Raw genomic sequence first — 17,744 nt, 5'->3', positions numbered from 1 at the left:
TCTATCTTAAAGAGACCCAGCAAAAAAAGCCATCCCCACCACAGATGAACTGCTGGGATGACTCTTTTGTTATACCTCTACCTTATATTCCGGCAAGTACCTGATACCAAATTCCACGCTTGGAATAAAGTGAGCTTCGCACCTCATCCCAGCCTCCTAAATAGTTAATATCAAAGAGGCCCGCCGGATCAGGGTAATCGCTTTTGTGCTCAGCATAGACTTGTTTATCCACGGGACGAAAGCCATATTTTGCAAAGATCTCTTGTGCCTGTGGAGTTATCAAAAAATCAACCAGTGCTTCTGATGCTATGCGTGTCCCATGCTCATCCGCATATTTCTCTACAACAGCCGCCGGATTCTCAATCAGAATTGTATTTTTAGGAATAATGACTTCGTATTTTACTCCCTGAGCAATCCGGGCCAGTAGTTCATTCTCATAGGTGACAATTACATCCCCCACTCCATACTCGAAGGCTGCCATAGAAGCGCGGCCACTCTTATCCAGAGACTCTACATTGGCATGGATGCTTTCCAAAAAAGCTTTGGCTGCTGCTGGATCCTTTGCCCCCTCCTGCTCCTCTGACAGCTTCAGACCAGCCCCATAGATCGCGTTGATATCCCATTGCGCACCACCAGAGGTCTTCGGGTTTGGATATAACACTTTAATCCCTGGCTTGGCTAAGTCCGCAAAATCGCGAATGCCTTTGGGATTTCCTTCGCGGGTACCAAGAGCTACTACTGAACGTGTTACCATGCCTTGTTCACCCTGCTCTTTCCATGTTGGCGCTACGAGTCCAGCCTTAACTAGCTTCTCGACATCACCTTCCATGGCTAGCAGCGTCACATCCGCTTCAAATCCACCTACAATCGCTCGCGCCTGTGTCCCTGAAGCCTCATAAGACTCCTGAAAATTAATATCCTGACCCGTATCCGCCTTCCACTTGGCAGTAAATAACGGCAAAATATCCTGCATCGCATCCTTAGCCACACTGTATGCGCCAATTACCAGCGTAACATCCCCTTGCTTCGAAGGCTCTGCCATCGTCGTAGCTGCCTTCTCATTCCCGCAACCGACTGCTGTCAGCGTGAGTATGGCCAGCATTAGGGCAGCAAAACATCCGTGCAGTTGTCTGCTCCTTTTGACATTCATTGCGGCCCACATCCTTCGAGGTAATGATTTTTAATATTTCCTTGAAAGTAGCTCTATGGCTGAAACTTAAAATTCAAGTATCCAACGTTCGGTATTTGCCGTAATTACGCGGAATGTTTGGACTTTCGGCCGCTGTTGTTCCCAGATTTATTAATTTTATATCCTCAGCGGATTAAATCCGGAAACAAACGCGGTCGCTCCGCTCCTACAGTTCCATACTTCCACTTCATTACTTCTGGCCTTCACATCAGTTCCTCTAATCCTAGCGAATCACATTCGCTACTATCAAAAAAAATTGAAAATCATTTTATTTATTTTTAAATAAAAATCGGCATTGGATCTTCTTTCAGGTTGTTCTCCTGGATCCAGCTGCGCTCATCATTAAACAGATAAGCCCGATGTACCAGTACTGAGATTTCCTGACCCGGCTGCAAGGTTTCTTTCTCCAACGAACGGTAGGTGACCAGCTTGTGGCCATTTACTTCAACCTCAACGAGCCATTCGCTGCCGCGGAAATGCAGATGTTTCACAACACCTTTTTCCGTGGCAGAAGCCATCTTGAACTCATGCAGGTTACCCACTTCAATATATTCAGGACGAATCAGCGCTTTGGTAGGCTTGCCGTCCCCCGCACCTGTAAAGCCTTTAACCTCAGAAGCGTTCTCAATCAGCGTAGATTCGCCGATAAATGTTGCCACGAACGGTGTTTTGGGTTCCTTGTAAATATCCCACGGGGTACCCTTTTGTTCCAAACGTCCTTGATTAATGATCATAATTTCATCCGCTACTTCAATCGCTTCATCTTGGTCATGGGTTACAAAAATAGAGGTGATACCTACACGCTCAATCAGTTCACGCAGCCAAGCGCGCAGCTCCTGGCGGATCTTCGCATCAATAGCGGCAAAAGGTTCATCTAAAAGCAGCAGCTGTGGTTCAGGCGCAAGCGCACGTGCAAAAGCCACACGCTGACGTTGTCCCCCTGATAGCTGATGCGGATAACGTTTCTCGAACCCTTTTAAGCCTGTAAGCTCCACAAGTTCCATAACACGATCGCGGATAGCTGTTTTGTTTGCCTTTTTAACCTTTAAGCCAAAAGCGATATTATCAAATACAGTCATATGTTTGAAGAGTGCATAGTTCTGGAAAACGAAGCCGATCCCACGTTCTTGAGGAGGAAGATTGTTCACCGTCTGACCATGAAAAATAATCTCTCCGGTATCCGGTGACTCCAGTCCCGCCAGCATACGTAGAATTGAGGTTTTCCCGCCTCCACTTGGGCCGAGCAATCCAATCAGGTGACCTTTTGTAATGGTGAAATTGACGTCCTTGACCGCATGAAAATCTCCAAAATGCTTGTTTAACCCCCGCACTTCTACATGCATATTACTGCACTTCCTTTCTTCTCTTGGTCCATTCCATCAACAGCAGCAGACCTGCGGAAAATGCAGCCAGAACTAGCGCTATTCCTCCAGCAGCCGTCACATTAAAATTCTCAACATCCTGATAGACTAAAGTTGTCGCCGTCTGAGTTTTGTTCATAATATTCCCCGAAACCACGAGCACCGCGCCGAACTCTCCAAGTGAACGTGCCACCGTAAGAATGACACCATACACAACCGCCCAACGAATCGAAGGCCAGGTTACCTTCCAAAAAATAGTCCAGCTACGAGCGCCCAATGTCGAAGCCGCTTCCTCCTGCTGTGAACCAATCTCCTGAAGCACCGGCATAACCTCACGCACCATTAAAGGAAAGGTAACAAATAAAGTGGCAATGATCATCCCGGGAATCGCATAAACGATCTTTAGTCCAATCCCCTCAAAAATCGCTCCCAAGGTACTATCGGGACCCAGCAACAGGACAATCATCAATCCTCCGATTACAGGGGATACCGCGTAAGGCAAATCCACAATACTGTTCAATAATCCTTTTAGACGCTTGCCGATCCAGTTCGCCCGAACAAGATACAGAGCCATCATAATACCGAACAATGTATTTAATAACGTAACTACTATCACAACAAGCCCAGTCATCATGAGCGCATGCAGCGCTTCGGGCCTAGTCAGAGCATTCCAGAAACCACCAAATCCTTCACTAAAAGCACCCATAGCCATTTTTCCTAATGGAGCAGCAATGAGCAGAAAAAACACTAAATAAGTAAGAGCAATCCATAATTTCCTCATGAGCGTCTCCCCCGCATCTGCAGCATATTAATCAGCCAAAGAATGAGAAAGGATAAGGTCAAGAGAATAACAGAAACCGCAGCGGCGGAGACCGGATTATCACTTTCAACTTCACCAAAAATAAAAACAGATGATACAAGCGTACGGCCCGGAATATTACCTGCGACGAGTACCACTGCACCAAATTCCGCAAGCGCTCTTGAAAATGCGAGCATCCCACCACTGATCATCCCAGACGCCATTGATGGAAGAATAACTTGCCAGAATACCCTTGCCCCCTTGGCACCCATTGTATATGCTGCTTCCTCTTCGGATGGATCCAACTCCTCCAGCAAGGGCTGAACCGCTCGAATCACGAATGGAAACGTCACGAACACCATAGCAATTACGATAGCCGGTTGATGAAAAACAATTTCAAATCCAAGTGCCTCAGCTGCTTTGCCGATAAGGCTCCCTGGTCCAAGCAGCAGTAGAATCATCAAACCTCCGACAGCTGTTGGCAGTGCAAAAGGTAAATCGACCAGACTGTTTAGCAGCGCTTTACCAGCAAATTGATAACGAATAAGGACCCAAGCAATCATAGTTCCTAACAAAACATTAATTAAAGTGGCGAAAATCGCCAGCTTTAAGGTTAGCAGCACCGACTTCCAAGCAATTGGATCGCTGACGCTTTCCACAAAATTGCCAAAACCAAGAGAAAAAGAGTTGTAATAGACCCCGAGTATGGGCAACACGATCAATACTACAAAATAGAGCAAAATTGTAGTTCGGAAACCCCAAGTCCAGCCTTTGTGTCTAAGCAGCGAATTCAATGATTTTTGCCCTCCCACCTCCGGATAACCGGTCGGTATACTAACCAAAATCCTCATTAATTATTCCTATTTATATACTTGGTTTTATATTATTACTACTTTACCAAATCCTTCTCACCGCCGTCAATTACTTTCAAGTGAATTTGGGTTAAAATATATGTATCAAAGGTACACTAAAAAATGGCACCTCACAGGAAGGGGATTGATTATGTTGCATACTCTGGAGATCACTACTACAAAGCGGGATGAATTACGTGATATTACTCGGGAAGTCATTTCTTATGTAAAAAAAAGTGGAGTTCAAGACGGATTGATTGTAGTTTATTGTCCTCATACCACTGCTGGTATTGCTATTAATGAAAATGCGGATCCTGATGTGAAGCATGATGTTCTGATGCGTTTGGATGAGGTCTACCCTTGGGAGCATCCGAAGTATCGGCATGCGGAAGGCAATACTGCCTCTCATCTTAAATCTATTACTACCGGGCCTTCCCAGACCCTGATCATCCACGAAGGTGAATTAATTCTCGGTCGTTGGCAAGGTATTTATTTCTGTGAGTTCGATGGACCTAGACGCCGGCAATGTTTCTTAAAAATAGTAGAGGGATAATAAACATACAAATGGCCGCTTCCGTTATCGCTGCGGAGCGGCCATTTAGACTATAACTAGAGTCTAGTAATACTTTCATCAAGCAGAGAAGCAGTGTTATACCAATGCACAGCTTTAAAGTGAAGATCTATAAAAAAAACAGCATTTTAAAGGCTGCGACATAAAACCTTTATATGAGCTAACGCTGCCTCTTTCACATCGTCAAACGATACTTTATCCTGGATATAATAAGAAATAAATCCGTGTGCAGACAAGAACATTGTCAACGGCACATTCTGCCAGTCCTCAGACACATATCCCTCTTCCTTCATATGACGGCGCACAATACTTGAGAATAAATCAAAACATCGTCCCTGTTCTGCTCTACAATAAGCTAGCAATTCCTCATCGCGAATCATGAACATAATTTCATATTGATAGGGATGATCTATTCCAAATCTAATAAATTCCATAATCAGCTGTTCTACCCTTGTCATTCCTTCTTCAGGCGGTTTATTCATCACTTGACTGAGTAAAGCAGCCACATGATTAAAATCCTCTACAACAATAGCGTAGAACAACTCCGCCTTTTCCTTGAAATGATAATAGAGAGAGCCGTGGCTATATCCCAAATGCTGACCAATACTTCGCATTGAAATTGCCCGATACCCTTTGGTTATAAACAGATGCCTAGCGGCCTCTAGAATCCTTTCCCTCGACAACTCCTGCTCCACTGCTCTCCTTGCCATATACTAATCCCCTTCGCTGTAGTAAATCCGCCGCCCTTCTGTTATCAGGGCTTGCCCTTGGGTTAGATCTGTTATCCATGCCATAAAAGTCTCACCCTCATCATTTCGCGGCAAACATAACAACGTTACTTTGTCGGTGAACAAAGTCTCGCCAGTCTGAATCCCTCTTCCTCGAAGTTCGTTCTCAACCTTGCCCAGCCAAGTGTACTCGATCTCTACGAATACCTCTCGTCTCAGTACACGGGTGATTACTTCTCCTGCTTCAAGCGCAAGCACTGCTCCATCCGTATAAGCTCTAATCAGCCCACCGGCACCCAGCATAATGCCTCCGAAATAACGGGTAACTACGATTGCGACATTTTTAACTCCCTGATTGCGGATTACTTCCAAAATCGGTTTGCCGGCTGTCCCACTCGGCTCCCCGTCGTCCGATTGCCTCTGGATTTCGTCTCTCTCCCCAATCACATAAGCAGAACAGTTATGCGTTGCGTTCCAATGTTTCTTCTTGATGTCCTCGATAAACAACAAAGCTTCTTCTTCATTCTCCACTGGCATAACATGACCAATGAAACGGGATTTACGGATCACAACTTCCTTTGAGCCGGAAGAGCGGACCGTTTGATATTGTTCTAACATAATTATTCCAGTCCTTATTTACATATGATGTCTTCATATAATGTCAGGAGCAGTCCCGGTATTGGATTACCTATGGACTGCTCCTGGTGACTTACATTAGTATGAATGTTCTGTGATTAATAGCTATTGTAAAACCTACTGCAATACTATTCAGTAAGTCTTGCTTCCAGCTCTGCTTTTTCTTTTTCGTAACCTGGTTTGCCAAGTAATGCGAACATGTTTTTCTTGTATGCTTCTACGCCTGGTTGGTCAAATGGGTTAACACCGAGCAAGTATCCGCTGATACCGCAGGCTTTTTCAAAGAAGTACACCAAATATCCAAAGGTGTATGGTGTTTGATCAGGAATAGTAACGATAAGGTTAGGTACTTGACCATCTGTATGTGCAAGCATTGTACCTTGGAAAGCTTTCTTATTCACGAAATCCATAGTCTTTCCTGTTAAGAAGTTCAAGCCGTCCAGATCATCCGGATCATTCTCAATCGTAACATGATGAGCTACTTGATCTACTTGGATAACCGTTTCAAAAATGTTGCGGTTACCTTCTTGGATAAATTGACCCATGGAGTGTAGATCTGTGGAGAAATCAACGGAAGAAGGATAAATTCCTTTGAAGTCCTTACCTTCACTTTCGCCAAACAATTGTTTCCACCACTCAGATACAAAGTGTAAGGAAGGCTCATAGTTGACGAGGATTTCAGTTGTTTTACCTTTACGGTATAGAGCGTTACGAACTGCAGCATATTGATAAGCTTGGTTAGTAGCTACATCTGGATTGTTGAACTCATCCGCAGCGGCAGCAGCACCTTGCATCATTTCTTCAATGTTAATGCCAGCTACAGCAATTGGCAGCAAGCCTACAGGTGTCAATACGGAGTAACGTCCGCCTACATCATCTGGAATGATGAAGGATTCATAACCTTCTTCAGTTGCCAATTTCTTAAGGGCACCTTTTTCCTTGTCTGTAGTAGCGTAAATGCGTTTACGAGCTTCTTCCTTGCCGTATTTCTTCTCCAGAGCAGCGCGGAAAATGCGGAAAGCAATCGCTGGCTCAGTAGTAGTTCCAGATTTGGAGATTACGTTCACGGAGAAGTCTTTACCTTCTACTAGATCAAGCAGATGCGTGATGTATGTAGAGCTAATGTTATTACCAGCGAAATAAACTTCTGGAGTTTTGCGTTTATCTTTAGAAAGGTTATTGTAGAAAGAATGCGATAACGCCTCAATAGCTGCGCGTGCTCCCAGATAAGAACCTCCGATACCAATTACAATCAGTACCTCGGAATCGCTTTGGATCTTCTTAGCAGCTTGTTGAATGCGAGCGAATTCTTCCTTATCGTAAGCTGTCGGCAGATCGATCCATCCAAGGTAGTCAGAGCCTACACCAGTTTTGTTATGCAACTGTTCGTGTGCTAGCTTAACTGGGGCGGCAAGGTTGTCGATTTCTTGTTGGTTAAAAAACGAAAGAGCTTTTGTGTAGTCAAAATTAATCTTCTTAGACATCGGTAATGGTAACCTCCTGTTTTATCTCTTTAAATTTAAAACCGTTTGTTACAACTTTATAATTAGGATACTTTAATTTGCCTTGACTGGCAAGGTCTTAGGGCACATAGAGGGCATTAGAACCAAGTTTTCCAAAGTTCCTTGGAAGCGTTTCCTGTATCAAAAGACATAGGTGTGCTGTGGTGCTGGACAAAGTGCCGTGATAGAATAAAGAAAACGGAAGGTGGCTATATAAATGAAACAAATCGGTTTTATCGGACTCGGAACAATGGGTGCGCCTATGGCCTCCAATTTACTACGTGGCGGCTTTCAGGTTACGGTATACAACCGTACGGCAGCCAAGTGTAAACCTCTTGAAGCAGAAGGTGCCCAGACTGCTCTCACGCCCCGCGAAGCGGCTGAGGATAAGGATGTTATTATTACCATGATCAGCAATGATGATTCGGTTCGTGAAGTCTTTTATGGTCAAGATGGTATACTTGATGCTGTGAAGCCTGGTGGACTAATTATTGATTCCAGCACAATTTCACCAGGACTAGTTCGTGAGATTGCCGCTGCTGTGAAAGCGCGCGGTGGACATTTCCTAGACGCGCCAGTAACTGGAAGCAAACCGGCAGCGATTGAAGGAACCTTAGTGTTCATGGTCGGCGGTAGTGCTGAGGTCATAGAACAACATCGTGATATCTTTGATACTTTGGGTAAGAAGCTGCTACATATGGGTGAGAACGGCAGCGGCGCTGTGGCCAAGCTGGCTCACAATGCTATGGTTGGTATTCATAATGTTGCCCTAGCCGAAGGATTCGCCATTGCTGTTAAATCAGGCGTACCAGCAGACAAGTTCCTGGAACTGGTACAACTTGGTTCTGCGGGCAGCAAACAAGCTGAGCTTAAAGGCCGTAAAATCATAGAAGATGATTTCAGCAATCAATTCTCCCTCGCTCTAATGCTTAAGGATTTGAAGCTTGCCTCTGCCCACAGCGATGCAACAGGCGTTCCTTCTCCTATGCTGGGCTTGGCTAAAAGCATGTTCCAAGCTGGATTCACCCAAGGTTATGGTGAAGAAGATCTCTCTGCCGTAGTGAAATGTTACGAAGAGTGGATCGGCCAAAAGATGGGTGCAAATGTATCCAATAAATAAATCCAAGAGCTCAAAACCTACTTCATAAGAACATTTACGACCGCCTCGCACATGATATTGCGATGCGGTCTTTTCTTTATGGACAATCCCATTGTCAAACCAATTATACGAACGTTTGTTTGTGTATTTATAATACCAAATTAACAGTTGTAGTGCAAGAAAATATTGGTTGCTGTGGAGTTACTCAGAACGTTGTGGTGGTGTTGGTGGGATAGTTACTAAGAAGGTCGCGAAGTACTGGTTTGTCGCAAAAGTTACTGTATTAGTGATGAAACGGTGGATTGGTGCTGGTGGAGTTACTGATGAGTTGCTAAATAGTCGCTTAAAAGTTACTGAGGGAGTGCTGAAATGTTGGGTAAGTGCTGGAGAAGTTACTGGATGAGTTGTTAGATAATTTCAGAAAAGTTACTGAAGGAGCGCTGAATTGTTGGATAGATACTGGAGAAATTGTTGGATAGTCACTGGGTGAGCTGCTGTTTAGTTGCTGCTTAGTTACTGGAGGAGTCACTGGGTGAGCTGCTGTTTAGTTGCAAATTGGTTACCAAGATGATCGCTTGATGACTACGGTATATCCCGTATTTTCTGGAACCTCTCCCTCGCTCCAAACCTTAAGCTCCTTTAACTAAGTAACCTCTGCGGTACACAGCTATCTCTATTGGACTCAGCTGACCTTATTCGCAGTATAATCCCACATTTGGCATGCTATCGGACTCCATAGTCACTATTGGCATGAAAAAGGCCAATTATGAGCCTGTTTCTATGGAATAGCTGCACTGGAGTCCGAAAACCTGCTCAAAAGGCTATAAATTTGCTAATAGCGTCAGCTGGGTCCTTAAGCGGTAGAATTGGTGGTGACCCGGTACTACATTGGTGTTGATCTAGTGTTAACGCCATCTGGGTCCTTACGCAGTGGGTTGGCGCTAACCGGGTGCCCAAGTTGGTGATGACACAGCACCATCGGACTCAGCTGACCTTATTTGTAGCATAATCTCACATTTGGTATGCTATCGGACTCCATAGTCGCTATTGGCATAAAAAGCGCCAATTATGAGCCTGTTTCTATGAAATAGCTGCACTGGTGTCCGAAAACCTGCTCAAAAGGCTATAAATTTGCTAATAGCGTCATCTGGGTCCGTACGCGGTAGGATTAGTGGTGACCGGGTGCTACAGCAGTAGGATTGGTGGTGACCAGGTGCTACAGCGGTAGGATTGGTGGTGATCCGGTACTAAATTGGTGTTGCTCCAGCGCTAACGCCATCTGGGTCCGTACGCGGTGGGTTGGCGCTAACCAGGTGCCAAGTTGGTGATGACACAGCACCTTCGGACTCAGCTGACCTTATTCGCAGTATAATCCCACATTTGGCATGCTATCGGACTCCATAGTCGCTATTGGCATAAAAAGCGCCAATTATGAGCCTATTTCTATGAAATAGTTGCACTGGAGTCCGAAAACTTGCTCAAAAGGCTATAAATTTGCTAATAGCGTCCTCTGGGTCCGTACGCGGTGGGGATGGTTATGACTCAGTGCTAATTTGGTGATGATCCGATTCAGCCCTAACGTCATTTGAGTCCTTAAGCCTCAAAATAGAATGATGAATACATAATTGAACATCAAGCAATATCACCAACCAACAACACAAAAAGCAGCGATCCTCCAATAACAGGAGAACCGCTGCCTTGCTGACTTTTACGATTTTTAAATTGAATCCGGGTCGTCTCACTCATAGAAAAAAGCTACTTATAGGACAGCCCTTAGAAAAGTCTGTTTTCTATAGAACCGGGTAAGAACAGCAATAATCAGTTACTTCAAATACTTCCAACGCAAATTTAGAGTTGCCAGGAACATTGAACGTTGACGCTCCCTTAATCTCCTGCCATACCTCAGTGCCGGGAAGCAGCACTTTAAGATCGCCGGACAGAATCTCCATAATTTCAGGACCATCTGTACCAAATTCATACACACCCGGCAACATGATGCCCAGTGTCACCTTAGATCCATCTTGCAAAATTACCGTACGGCTGGTTACTTGTCCGCCATAATATACATTGGCTGCTTTTTCGATCGTTGCGTTGTTAAACTGACTCATTACTTGTTCTCCCCCTAATGATTATTCAGTTAATTACAGAAGTGCTTTCACACGGCTAACTACATTCTCTACAGTAAAGCCGTATTCTTTCATAACTCTATCGCCAGGCGCGGAAGCTCCGAAAGTAGTGATGCCTAGGATATCGCCTTGGTCACCAGTGTAACGTTCCCATCCGAAGGTTTGTGCCATTTCGATAGCAAGACGGGCTTTGACTCCTGGAAGAATTACGGAATCACGATATTCTTTGTCTTGTTTTTCGAACAGATCCCAGCTTGGCAAGCTGATTACACGAACATCGATGCCTTCTTCTGCCAAAGCAGCTTGCGCTTTAACTGCCAACTGTACTTCAGAACCAGTTGCGATAAGTTGTGCTTGTGGAGTGCCATTTTTGGAATCAGAGACAACATAACCACCACGTTTGATGTTTTCACGAACGCCATCTACGGTTCCAGCAAGAATTGGCAAGTTTTGACGAGTCAGAACCAAAGCAACCGGATTCTCTTTGTTTTCCATAGCATAAGCCCATGCTGCAGAAGTTTCGTTAGCATCAGCCGGACGAATAACAGTCAGACCTGGGATGATACGCAAGGAAGCCAATTGTTCGATTGGTTCATGCGTAGGACCATCTTCACCAACTGCAATACTGTCATGTGTCAGTACATAGGTTACTGGCAATTTCATGATCGATGCCAAACGAATTGCTGGACGCAGGTAGTCTGTGAATACGAAGAATGTTCCTCCGAATACTTTAAGACCAGTGTGCAGAGCAATACCGTTCATTGCAGCAGCCATACCAAACTCACGTACGCCGAAATAAATGTTGCGGCCATCATAAGATTCTGGTGTGAAGGATGTCAAACCATTCAAATGCGTCATAGTGGAGCTTTCCAAGTCAGCGGAACCACCCACTAGCTGAGGAACGCCAGCAGTCAGACCGTTAAGCGCACTACCGGAAGCGACACGAGTCGATACTGCTTTATCTTCAGTAGTGTAAGTTGGAAGGTTAGCATCCCAGCCTTCTGGAAGATCGCCATTGATTACTGTTTCGAATTGTGCAGCTAGCTCTGGATATGCTTTTTTGTAAGCCGCAAATTTGTCGTCCCAAGCTTTGTTAGCTGCGATTCCGTTTTTCTTCACTTCTGCAAAATGTGCACGAACTTCATCAGGCACATAGAAATCTTCTTCGTATACCCATTTGTAGAAATCTTTGGTCAGCTTAGCTTCTTCTGCTCCAAGTGGGGAACCGTGAGTACCGCCATGGCCGCCTTTACCTTGTTTGTTAGGGCTACCATAACCAATAACTGTCTTCACTTCGATCAAAGTCGGTTTGCTAGTCTCAGCTTGCGCCTCAGCAATAGCTTTTTCAATAGCCGGAAGGTCATTTCCGTCTTCTACGCGCAGAACTTGCCAACCATAAGCATCAAAACGTTGAGCTACATTTTCGGAGAAAGAAAGATTCAATTTACCATCAAGGGAAATATCATTTGAATCATACAATACAACCAATTTTCCGAGTTTCAAATGACCAGCAAGAGAAGCGGACTCAGAAGAGATCCCTTCCATAAGGTCACCATCACCACAAATAGCATAAGTATAGTGGTCAACTATGTTATGTCCTTCTTTGTTGTAGGTTGCGCCCAATTGAGCTTCGGCCATAGCCATACCAACGGCCATACCAATACCTTGTCCAAGCGGACCTGTAGTTGCATCAACACCAGCTGTGTGACCAACTTCCGGGTGACCAGGAGTCAAGCTACCCCATTGACGGAATTGTTTCAATTCTTCCATAGGAAGATCATAGCCGCTAAGGTGCAGCAAGCTGTACAGAAGCATGGAACCATGTCCAGCGGACAATACAAAACGATCGCGGTTTACCCATGTTGGATGATCAGGGTTATGATTCATTGTTTTTGCAAACAGTTGGTAGCCCATTGGTGCAGAACCCATTGGCATACCTGGATGGCCGGAATTCGCTTTTTCGATAGCATCAATAGCCAAAGTACGAATTGTTGTGATAGACAGGTTATCTACTGTTGAGTTTTCTTCCTTCTGGATCGCTTGTTCTTGTTCACTCATTTAATAGTTCCTCCTCTGAAATCTCAAGAATGTCATTTTGACTCTTATTGTATCACTAGTGTGGAAGCAATTCCAATTGTTTTTAAAAACTCTTTGTTTGACAGCTTATGTTTTGCAATATCTACGCATTTATATACGCAAAAGTAACTATGTCATGAGACGGGTTTTTACTTAGCCTATGGTCTAGTTTTCTATTGCGACTAAAGTTTGTTTTACAATGCTCGAATATAAAGTAAGATGGAGTTACTCAAGTAAAATTTTCATTCATTATCCAATATCTCCAAGTGGAAAGGAATTCTGAACATGACTTCGAAAAAGGATGTTTATATTGTGCTTACCGGTACAGGTACAGCCTTCAGTGGTTTCATTAAGTGGTTTACAAAAGCTGATCTGAACCATGCTTCGATCGCCTTTGATAGTGAACTACGTGAGGTGTACAGCTTCGGAAGAAAAAAAATGCACAATCCATTCGTCGCGGGTCTGATTCAAGAAAATTTCATTCACCCTTTCTATAGCAGCGCAAATTGCTCTATTTATCAGTTACGTGTCAGTGCAACAGAATACGATGCCATGTACAATCATGTCCAAGGGATGATGAAAAATCAGGAACGTTATAAATACCATCTTTTAGGCCTGATCGGCGTACTTCTAAATGTTAAAATAGATCGAGAGAACGCTTATTTCTGCTCTCATTTTGTTGCTTCCTTATTTGAAAATACCGCAGTTCAGCCTGTGAATAAGCCTTCCTGCTTTGTTACCCCGGAGGATTTCGCTCTTTCACTCTGTTCCCATAAAATATTCAGCGGTAAGTTATCCTATTATGTGCGTAGAGCTCAAAGAGCCTCTGCACGTTCGACGAATATACCTTTACATACCCCTTCCGTTGCGACAAGAATGATGAGAATGAATGAAGAACGGACTGAAGGAGTTATATAAGTTGTTGCTCGTAAAAAAGGGCTATGCGGATCGTATTTCCGCGTAGCCCTTTTTAGATGGAAAAAGGATAAATTCGTAGATGTATCATTACTTCACACGATGGTTCCGAAAATATTCAGACCAATCGCCAGCAATCACAACAGTAACTGTATCAATTTTGGTATTGTACTCATTCTTAGCTGTGAAGGTAAAGGTCACTGGACCATCGGGAAGTTTCACAAATGCTGGATCATATAATTCGCCTGTCCACAAGGTTTTGTCACTGTTCGTTGGATTTAGTTGCGTAGAATAACCTCCCGTCATCGTTACCTCAACAGTATCAGGTAGACCGGTTGCTATCCCTTGCAAAATAAATCGCTCACCTGCCCAAAACACATTGTAGCCTCTTGGACTCTCCTCATTACCGCTCTTGTTCAAATTGTAGCCTTTACGGTTGTTATTCCATTCCTCTGTGTGCTGGACCCCACCTTTAATACTCAGTAGATTAACCATGAAATATTTACGCGCTGAGATATTACTCCAGTTATAACCATCAAAAGCTTCCACTTCCACGGCATATTTTTCGTTCTCAACCAATATTCCCGCGGGCACTTGCCACTGTTTGGCACTTGAATTTTGTTCGCCAGATTGAACCTTAACCATCCCTGTCGCCAAGTTGATAATTTGTACCTTATACCGCTGTTGTTCATCTCCATCCTCATCTTGATAATCCCACTTGATGATTGGTGTAAGCGTACTTGCGATCATGGGCTTACTTGAGTCAGTACTTGTTGGGTACGTTATCGTTACGGTCGGTTTACGGTTGGCTACAGTGATACTCAGAGATAGCTCTCGATACAGTCCTAGAGAATCCGTAACGGTTTGTTTCAAGGTAAAGACGCCATTTGAGGTGAATTTCTTCGTAAATTCAGCTTGAGTACTAGCCAATCCTTCCGTCCCGTTAGATGATTTCAAATCATACTTATGGCTGATCGTATCTCCTTTTGGAAGGTCTGGATCCGTCGCTTTGCTCTTGATATTTAGAAGATCCGTGCGATAAATCGGCTCTTTGGCAGCATCTCTGCCTGTATCCGTGATAAGTGTGAATCCGGGCTGCGGCGGATTGTCGATGATAAACGTTTTTTCGTTAGATATTTCTGACCAGCTTAATTTGGAATAAGCCCGCCCATATACGGTGAAGTATTCAAATCGATTAAATGTATGGTTAGGGAGTTGATACTGCCGCAGCTGACCTGTGGTGTCAAGGTTTTCAACTGTCTTAACTAAGAGTCCGTCTTTCGAAAAAAATTCTAAACGGTACTTCTCCTGCGGATCACTCTCTGGGTCTGTATAATTCCATTTAATTAATGGATCTCCTTGTATTTCGGCATCTATAACGGATGGATTGGTTACGGTTCCCGCCGGGGTTATCAATGTCATTGAGGGCGCTAGATTTTTAGTAACACTCACCTTCAACGTAGCTATATTAGACTTATCACCGATCTGATCGATAACCCAGTGTTCCAATGTATAGATACCGGACTCAGGAAAATTAACATCAATACTAGGAGTTCGAAGCCATTGCGTAATGCCATCACTATCCGTTACTTTCCAGAAGTATTGCAGACTAGCGATGTCGGAGGGATCTCCATCCTCATCAAAAGATGTATATTGTCGGGTATCATATTGGAATACTGCCGATGGACCATTAATAGCAGCTGTTGGAACATGATTTTTAACAGTAAATACGCGTGTTGCATTGGAACTTAAAGCTCCAATACTTGAGGGATTAGGTACATCTGTTGCCTTAAGGCGCATTTCCCATCCTTCTGATATAGCCTGCTGCGGTGAAATTCCGTTTCCAGCAATAAGATCTCGTATCGTCAAAGATTGGTTGCGGTTACTGCCAGCATAATAATAAGGACTATTGTTGAGTTTGGCGTACCATAAATAAGCAAGCGAATCTCCATCTTCATCAGGATCTGGTGTTAGATTATCCATTGTAATTACAGTGTCTCGATATACTTCAGCTGGCATGTTAAATGCTGCTGCGGGTGGGTGATTAATCACCTGAACATTTTGGCGATACCAATCTGACCATAATCCTCGGTTGTCATGCACTTGTAAACTAATTTGATAATTACCGATTCCAAAAGCTGCGATATTAGGTGGCGTTGTAGCTCCACCCCAATGCTCCCAAACTTTGTTCCAACCGTCTTTGATAACCGTCCAGTAATACACATCTAATGGATCATTATCCGGATCAAACGATTTGTCAGTTATGGTAGTAGCTTTACGATAGGAAACAATATTAGGATCCACAGTAAATAACGCTACGGGAGGTAGATTACCTGCAGCTCCCACCGTCCTTACACACCAGTCGCTCCAGACCCCTAACCCATTTTCACCATCGACATCCCGTACTCTAAGACGTATGTCATATTGTCCAGAACTCGGTAATTGAGCTGGCGGTTGACCATCTGTCCATATTTCAGAATCAGTTTTTTTATACTGCCATTGCCAAGCTATAAGCCCCTTATTAACAGCCGTGATGTGGTCCAAATCGTAGGAACTATCTGTTAGCTGAAGAGATCCCCACGCCAGTTTGGCAGCAAACAATGCAGTTGGCTTCCGATGAACATGATAAGTCATTGAAGATAAATTATCTCGGCTCCATAAACGATAGTCATCGAATCGGTCATCGTTTTTAGGATTATCTCGTGCTTGAAAGGTTGCGTTATAGAGTCCGCTATATGGAAAGGAGGTATACCTTTCTGAACGCCATAACCCACTATCCGAAATGATACCCATCGAATTATCGAAGAAATACGGGTTATGGTCGTATCTATAGCGTTCTTGATATTTAGAATCTCCTTCATAGTCCTTGTATGTGGTTGATACGTCTATAGGAGTGTTAATCAATATAAAGGATTTATTCCTAAGCCTATAGGATACATTAACGACCAACGATTTCTCATCCTTATAATTATAGGGATCCACAACCTTGATAATGATATTGTGTCGTCCGGGAGGAATTCCGTCTGCCAAAACATCTATTGGGATGGAAAACCATTTATTATTCAGTGCCTGTTGGACATTGACTTGTTTATAGAACACATTAGGAATTTCAGCACTAACGACTAGATCATTATTGTCCACATCTCGAACATATCCTTCGATATTCATACCACTGAATCCTGGCTCATTCAGTAGCTGCTGCTCGCTTGGTGTAGTCACTGTGAGCGTAGGTGCTGAATTTATTACTAGAGGTATGTTAACCCAATCATAATATACGTTGTTATGCCAACCATTCATCCATTCGTTAGGTTGGTGTTGCGCATCACTTGCTCTTAGTGCGACTTTAAGGGCTTTTGGAATGCCATACTTCGCTGGATAAGCATAACTTTCATAAAAAGCGGTTGTATTTCTGTCAAGGTTAAACTGAAGACTATCCGAACTTTTCACAGGTGGCATTTCTTCAATTCTCCATGAGGCATCAGTAGCATAATCAGTATTACCACTTCCATCTGTCCTGTACATATAACTGTAAATATTAAGAAATCTAGTACGCTGCGTATCATAGTACCAATTAATATCCCCTGATGTTAAAACTACAGGCGCATCAGGTACATAATCGTAGCGCAGTATTCTTGTTGTTAGATCAAAAGTAATATTGGTTAGGGTCATAGCAGGCATATTCAAATTCAAAGATCCTATATTCCCCATAGTTGGGTCCCAAGAAGATGTTTTGTTAAACCCTTCAAGACGAACATCCATAAAATTGACGATATTTGGGTCACCGGCTGCCTCTACCTTGACACTCCCCGAATAAAATTCAGGGAATGAAAGAAGTAGTAATACAAGGGCCATAAACGTTGAAATTGTTTTTTTTAATTTCTGCATCTCTAT

The 17,744-nt window shown here is 43.7% G+C and carries 14 protein-coding genes; 4 read left to right on the top strand and 10 right to left on the bottom strand.

Annotation, left to right across the window (positions count from 1 at the left end):
* Positions 1 to 82: 82 nt before the first annotated feature.
* The 4 genes from MKY54_RS06405 to cysT form a co-directional block, all read right to left on the bottom strand.
* A complete protein-coding gene (locus MKY54_RS06405; protein ID WP_076308588.1) occupies positions 83 to 1,150 on the bottom strand; it encodes a sulfate ABC transporter substrate-binding protein in 1,068 nt (355 codons plus the stop codon).
* 317 nt (positions 1,151 to 1,467) lie between these two features.
* Positions 1,468 to 2,532: a sulfate ABC transporter ATP-binding protein gene (gene cysA, locus MKY54_RS06400; protein WP_076104838.1), complete on the bottom strand. Its 1,065-nt coding sequence runs from the start codon at positions 2,530 to 2,532 to the stop codon at positions 1,468 to 1,470.
* A gap of 1 nt (position 2,533) precedes the next feature.
* Entirely contained in the window at positions 2,534 to 3,331 is a 798-nt protein-coding gene (locus MKY54_RS06395) for a sulfate ABC transporter permease subunit (RefSeq protein ID WP_036681745.1), read from the bottom strand.
* Positions 3,328 to 4,143: a sulfate ABC transporter permease subunit CysT gene (cysT, locus tag MKY54_RS06390; RefSeq protein ID WP_076308589.1), complete on the bottom strand. Its 816-nt coding sequence runs from the start codon at positions 4,141 to 4,143 to the stop codon at positions 3,328 to 3,330. The genes MKY54_RS06395 and cysT overlap by 4 nt, the downstream gene beginning before the upstream one ends.
* A gap of 208 nt (positions 4,144 to 4,351) precedes the next feature.
* Here cysT and MKY54_RS06385 point away from each other — a divergent pair, with 208 nt between their 5' ends.
* On the top strand, positions 4,352 to 4,753 hold the full coding sequence (locus tag MKY54_RS06385; protein WP_076099035.1) for a secondary thiamine-phosphate synthase enzyme YjbQ: 402 nt from the start codon (positions 4,352 to 4,354) through the stop codon (positions 4,751 to 4,753).
* 146 nt (positions 4,754 to 4,899) lie between these two features.
* Here the strand turns inward: MKY54_RS06385 and MKY54_RS06380 are convergent, their stop codons facing one another.
* The 3 genes from MKY54_RS06380 to MKY54_RS06370 all read right to left on the bottom strand — a co-directional run bounded on the left by MKY54_RS06380 (position 4,900) and on the right by MKY54_RS06370 (position 7,619).
* Positions 4,900 to 5,481: a TetR/AcrR family transcriptional regulator gene (locus tag MKY54_RS06380; RefSeq protein WP_036681739.1), complete on the bottom strand. Its 582-nt coding sequence runs from the start codon at positions 5,479 to 5,481 to the stop codon at positions 4,900 to 4,902.
* A 3-nt stretch (positions 5,482 to 5,484) separates the two neighbouring features.
* The gene (locus tag MKY54_RS06375) at positions 5,485 to 6,117 is read right to left on the bottom strand and encodes a YigZ family protein (RefSeq protein WP_076128170.1); all 633 of its coding nucleotides are present in this window, start codon (positions 6,115 to 6,117) and stop codon (positions 5,485 to 5,487) included.
* 146 nt (positions 6,118 to 6,263) lie between these two features.
* Positions 6,264 to 7,619 carry a glucose-6-phosphate isomerase gene (locus tag MKY54_RS06370; RefSeq protein ID WP_036681734.1) on the bottom strand — a complete coding sequence of 452 codons (1,356 nt, stop codon included), beginning with the start codon at positions 7,617 to 7,619 and terminating at the stop codon, positions 6,264 to 6,266.
* Positions 7,620 to 7,854: 235 nt separating this feature from the next.
* On the opposite strand from MKY54_RS06370, the gene MKY54_RS06365 reads away from it, so the two are divergent.
* Positions 7,855 to 8,757, top strand: a complete 903-nt coding sequence (locus MKY54_RS06365) for an NAD(P)-dependent oxidoreductase (protein ID WP_339189945.1) — start codon at positions 7,855 to 7,857, stop codon at positions 8,755 to 8,757.
* Positions 8,758 to 8,926: 169 nt separating this feature from the next.
* Positions 8,927 to 9,139: a hypothetical protein gene (locus tag MKY54_RS06360; RefSeq protein WP_076308591.1), complete on the top strand. Its 213-nt coding sequence runs from the start codon at positions 8,927 to 8,929 to the stop codon at positions 9,137 to 9,139.
* A gap of 1,387 nt (positions 9,140 to 10,526) precedes the next feature.
* On the opposite strand, the gene MKY54_RS06355 is transcribed toward MKY54_RS06360, so the two are convergent.
* On the bottom strand, positions 10,527 to 10,844 hold the full coding sequence (locus MKY54_RS06355; protein WP_036681729.1) for a pyrimidine/purine nucleoside phosphorylase: 318 nt from the start codon (positions 10,842 to 10,844) through the stop codon (positions 10,527 to 10,529).
* 33 nt (positions 10,845 to 10,877) lie between these two features.
* A complete protein-coding gene (gene tkt / locus MKY54_RS06350; protein WP_076128175.1) occupies positions 10,878 to 12,920 on the bottom strand; it encodes a transketolase in 2,043 nt (680 codons plus the stop codon).
* A gap of 303 nt (positions 12,921 to 13,223) precedes the next feature.
* Here tkt and MKY54_RS06345 point away from each other — a divergent pair, with 303 nt between their 5' ends.
* The gene (locus MKY54_RS06345) at positions 13,224 to 13,856 is read left to right on the top strand and encodes a hypothetical protein (protein WP_036681725.1); all 633 of its coding nucleotides are present in this window, start codon (positions 13,224 to 13,226) and stop codon (positions 13,854 to 13,856) included.
* An 87-nt stretch (positions 13,857 to 13,943) separates the two neighbouring features.
* Here the strand turns inward: MKY54_RS06345 and MKY54_RS06340 are convergent, their stop codons facing one another.
* Positions 13,944 to 17,738: a hypothetical protein gene (locus MKY54_RS06340; protein WP_076308592.1), complete on the bottom strand. Its 3,795-nt coding sequence runs from the start codon at positions 17,736 to 17,738 to the stop codon at positions 13,944 to 13,946.
* Between the last annotated feature and the right edge of the window lie 6 nt (positions 17,739 to 17,744).

The sequence above is a fragment of the Paenibacillus sp. FSL P2-0121 genome, assembly GCF_037975345.1.
Classification (GTDB): Bacteria; Bacillota; Bacilli; order Paenibacillales; family Paenibacillaceae; genus Paenibacillus_AQ; species Paenibacillus_AQ odorifer.
Note: the sequence above shows the minus strand (reverse complement) of the source record. Positions and strands in the feature narration are given on the sequence as shown.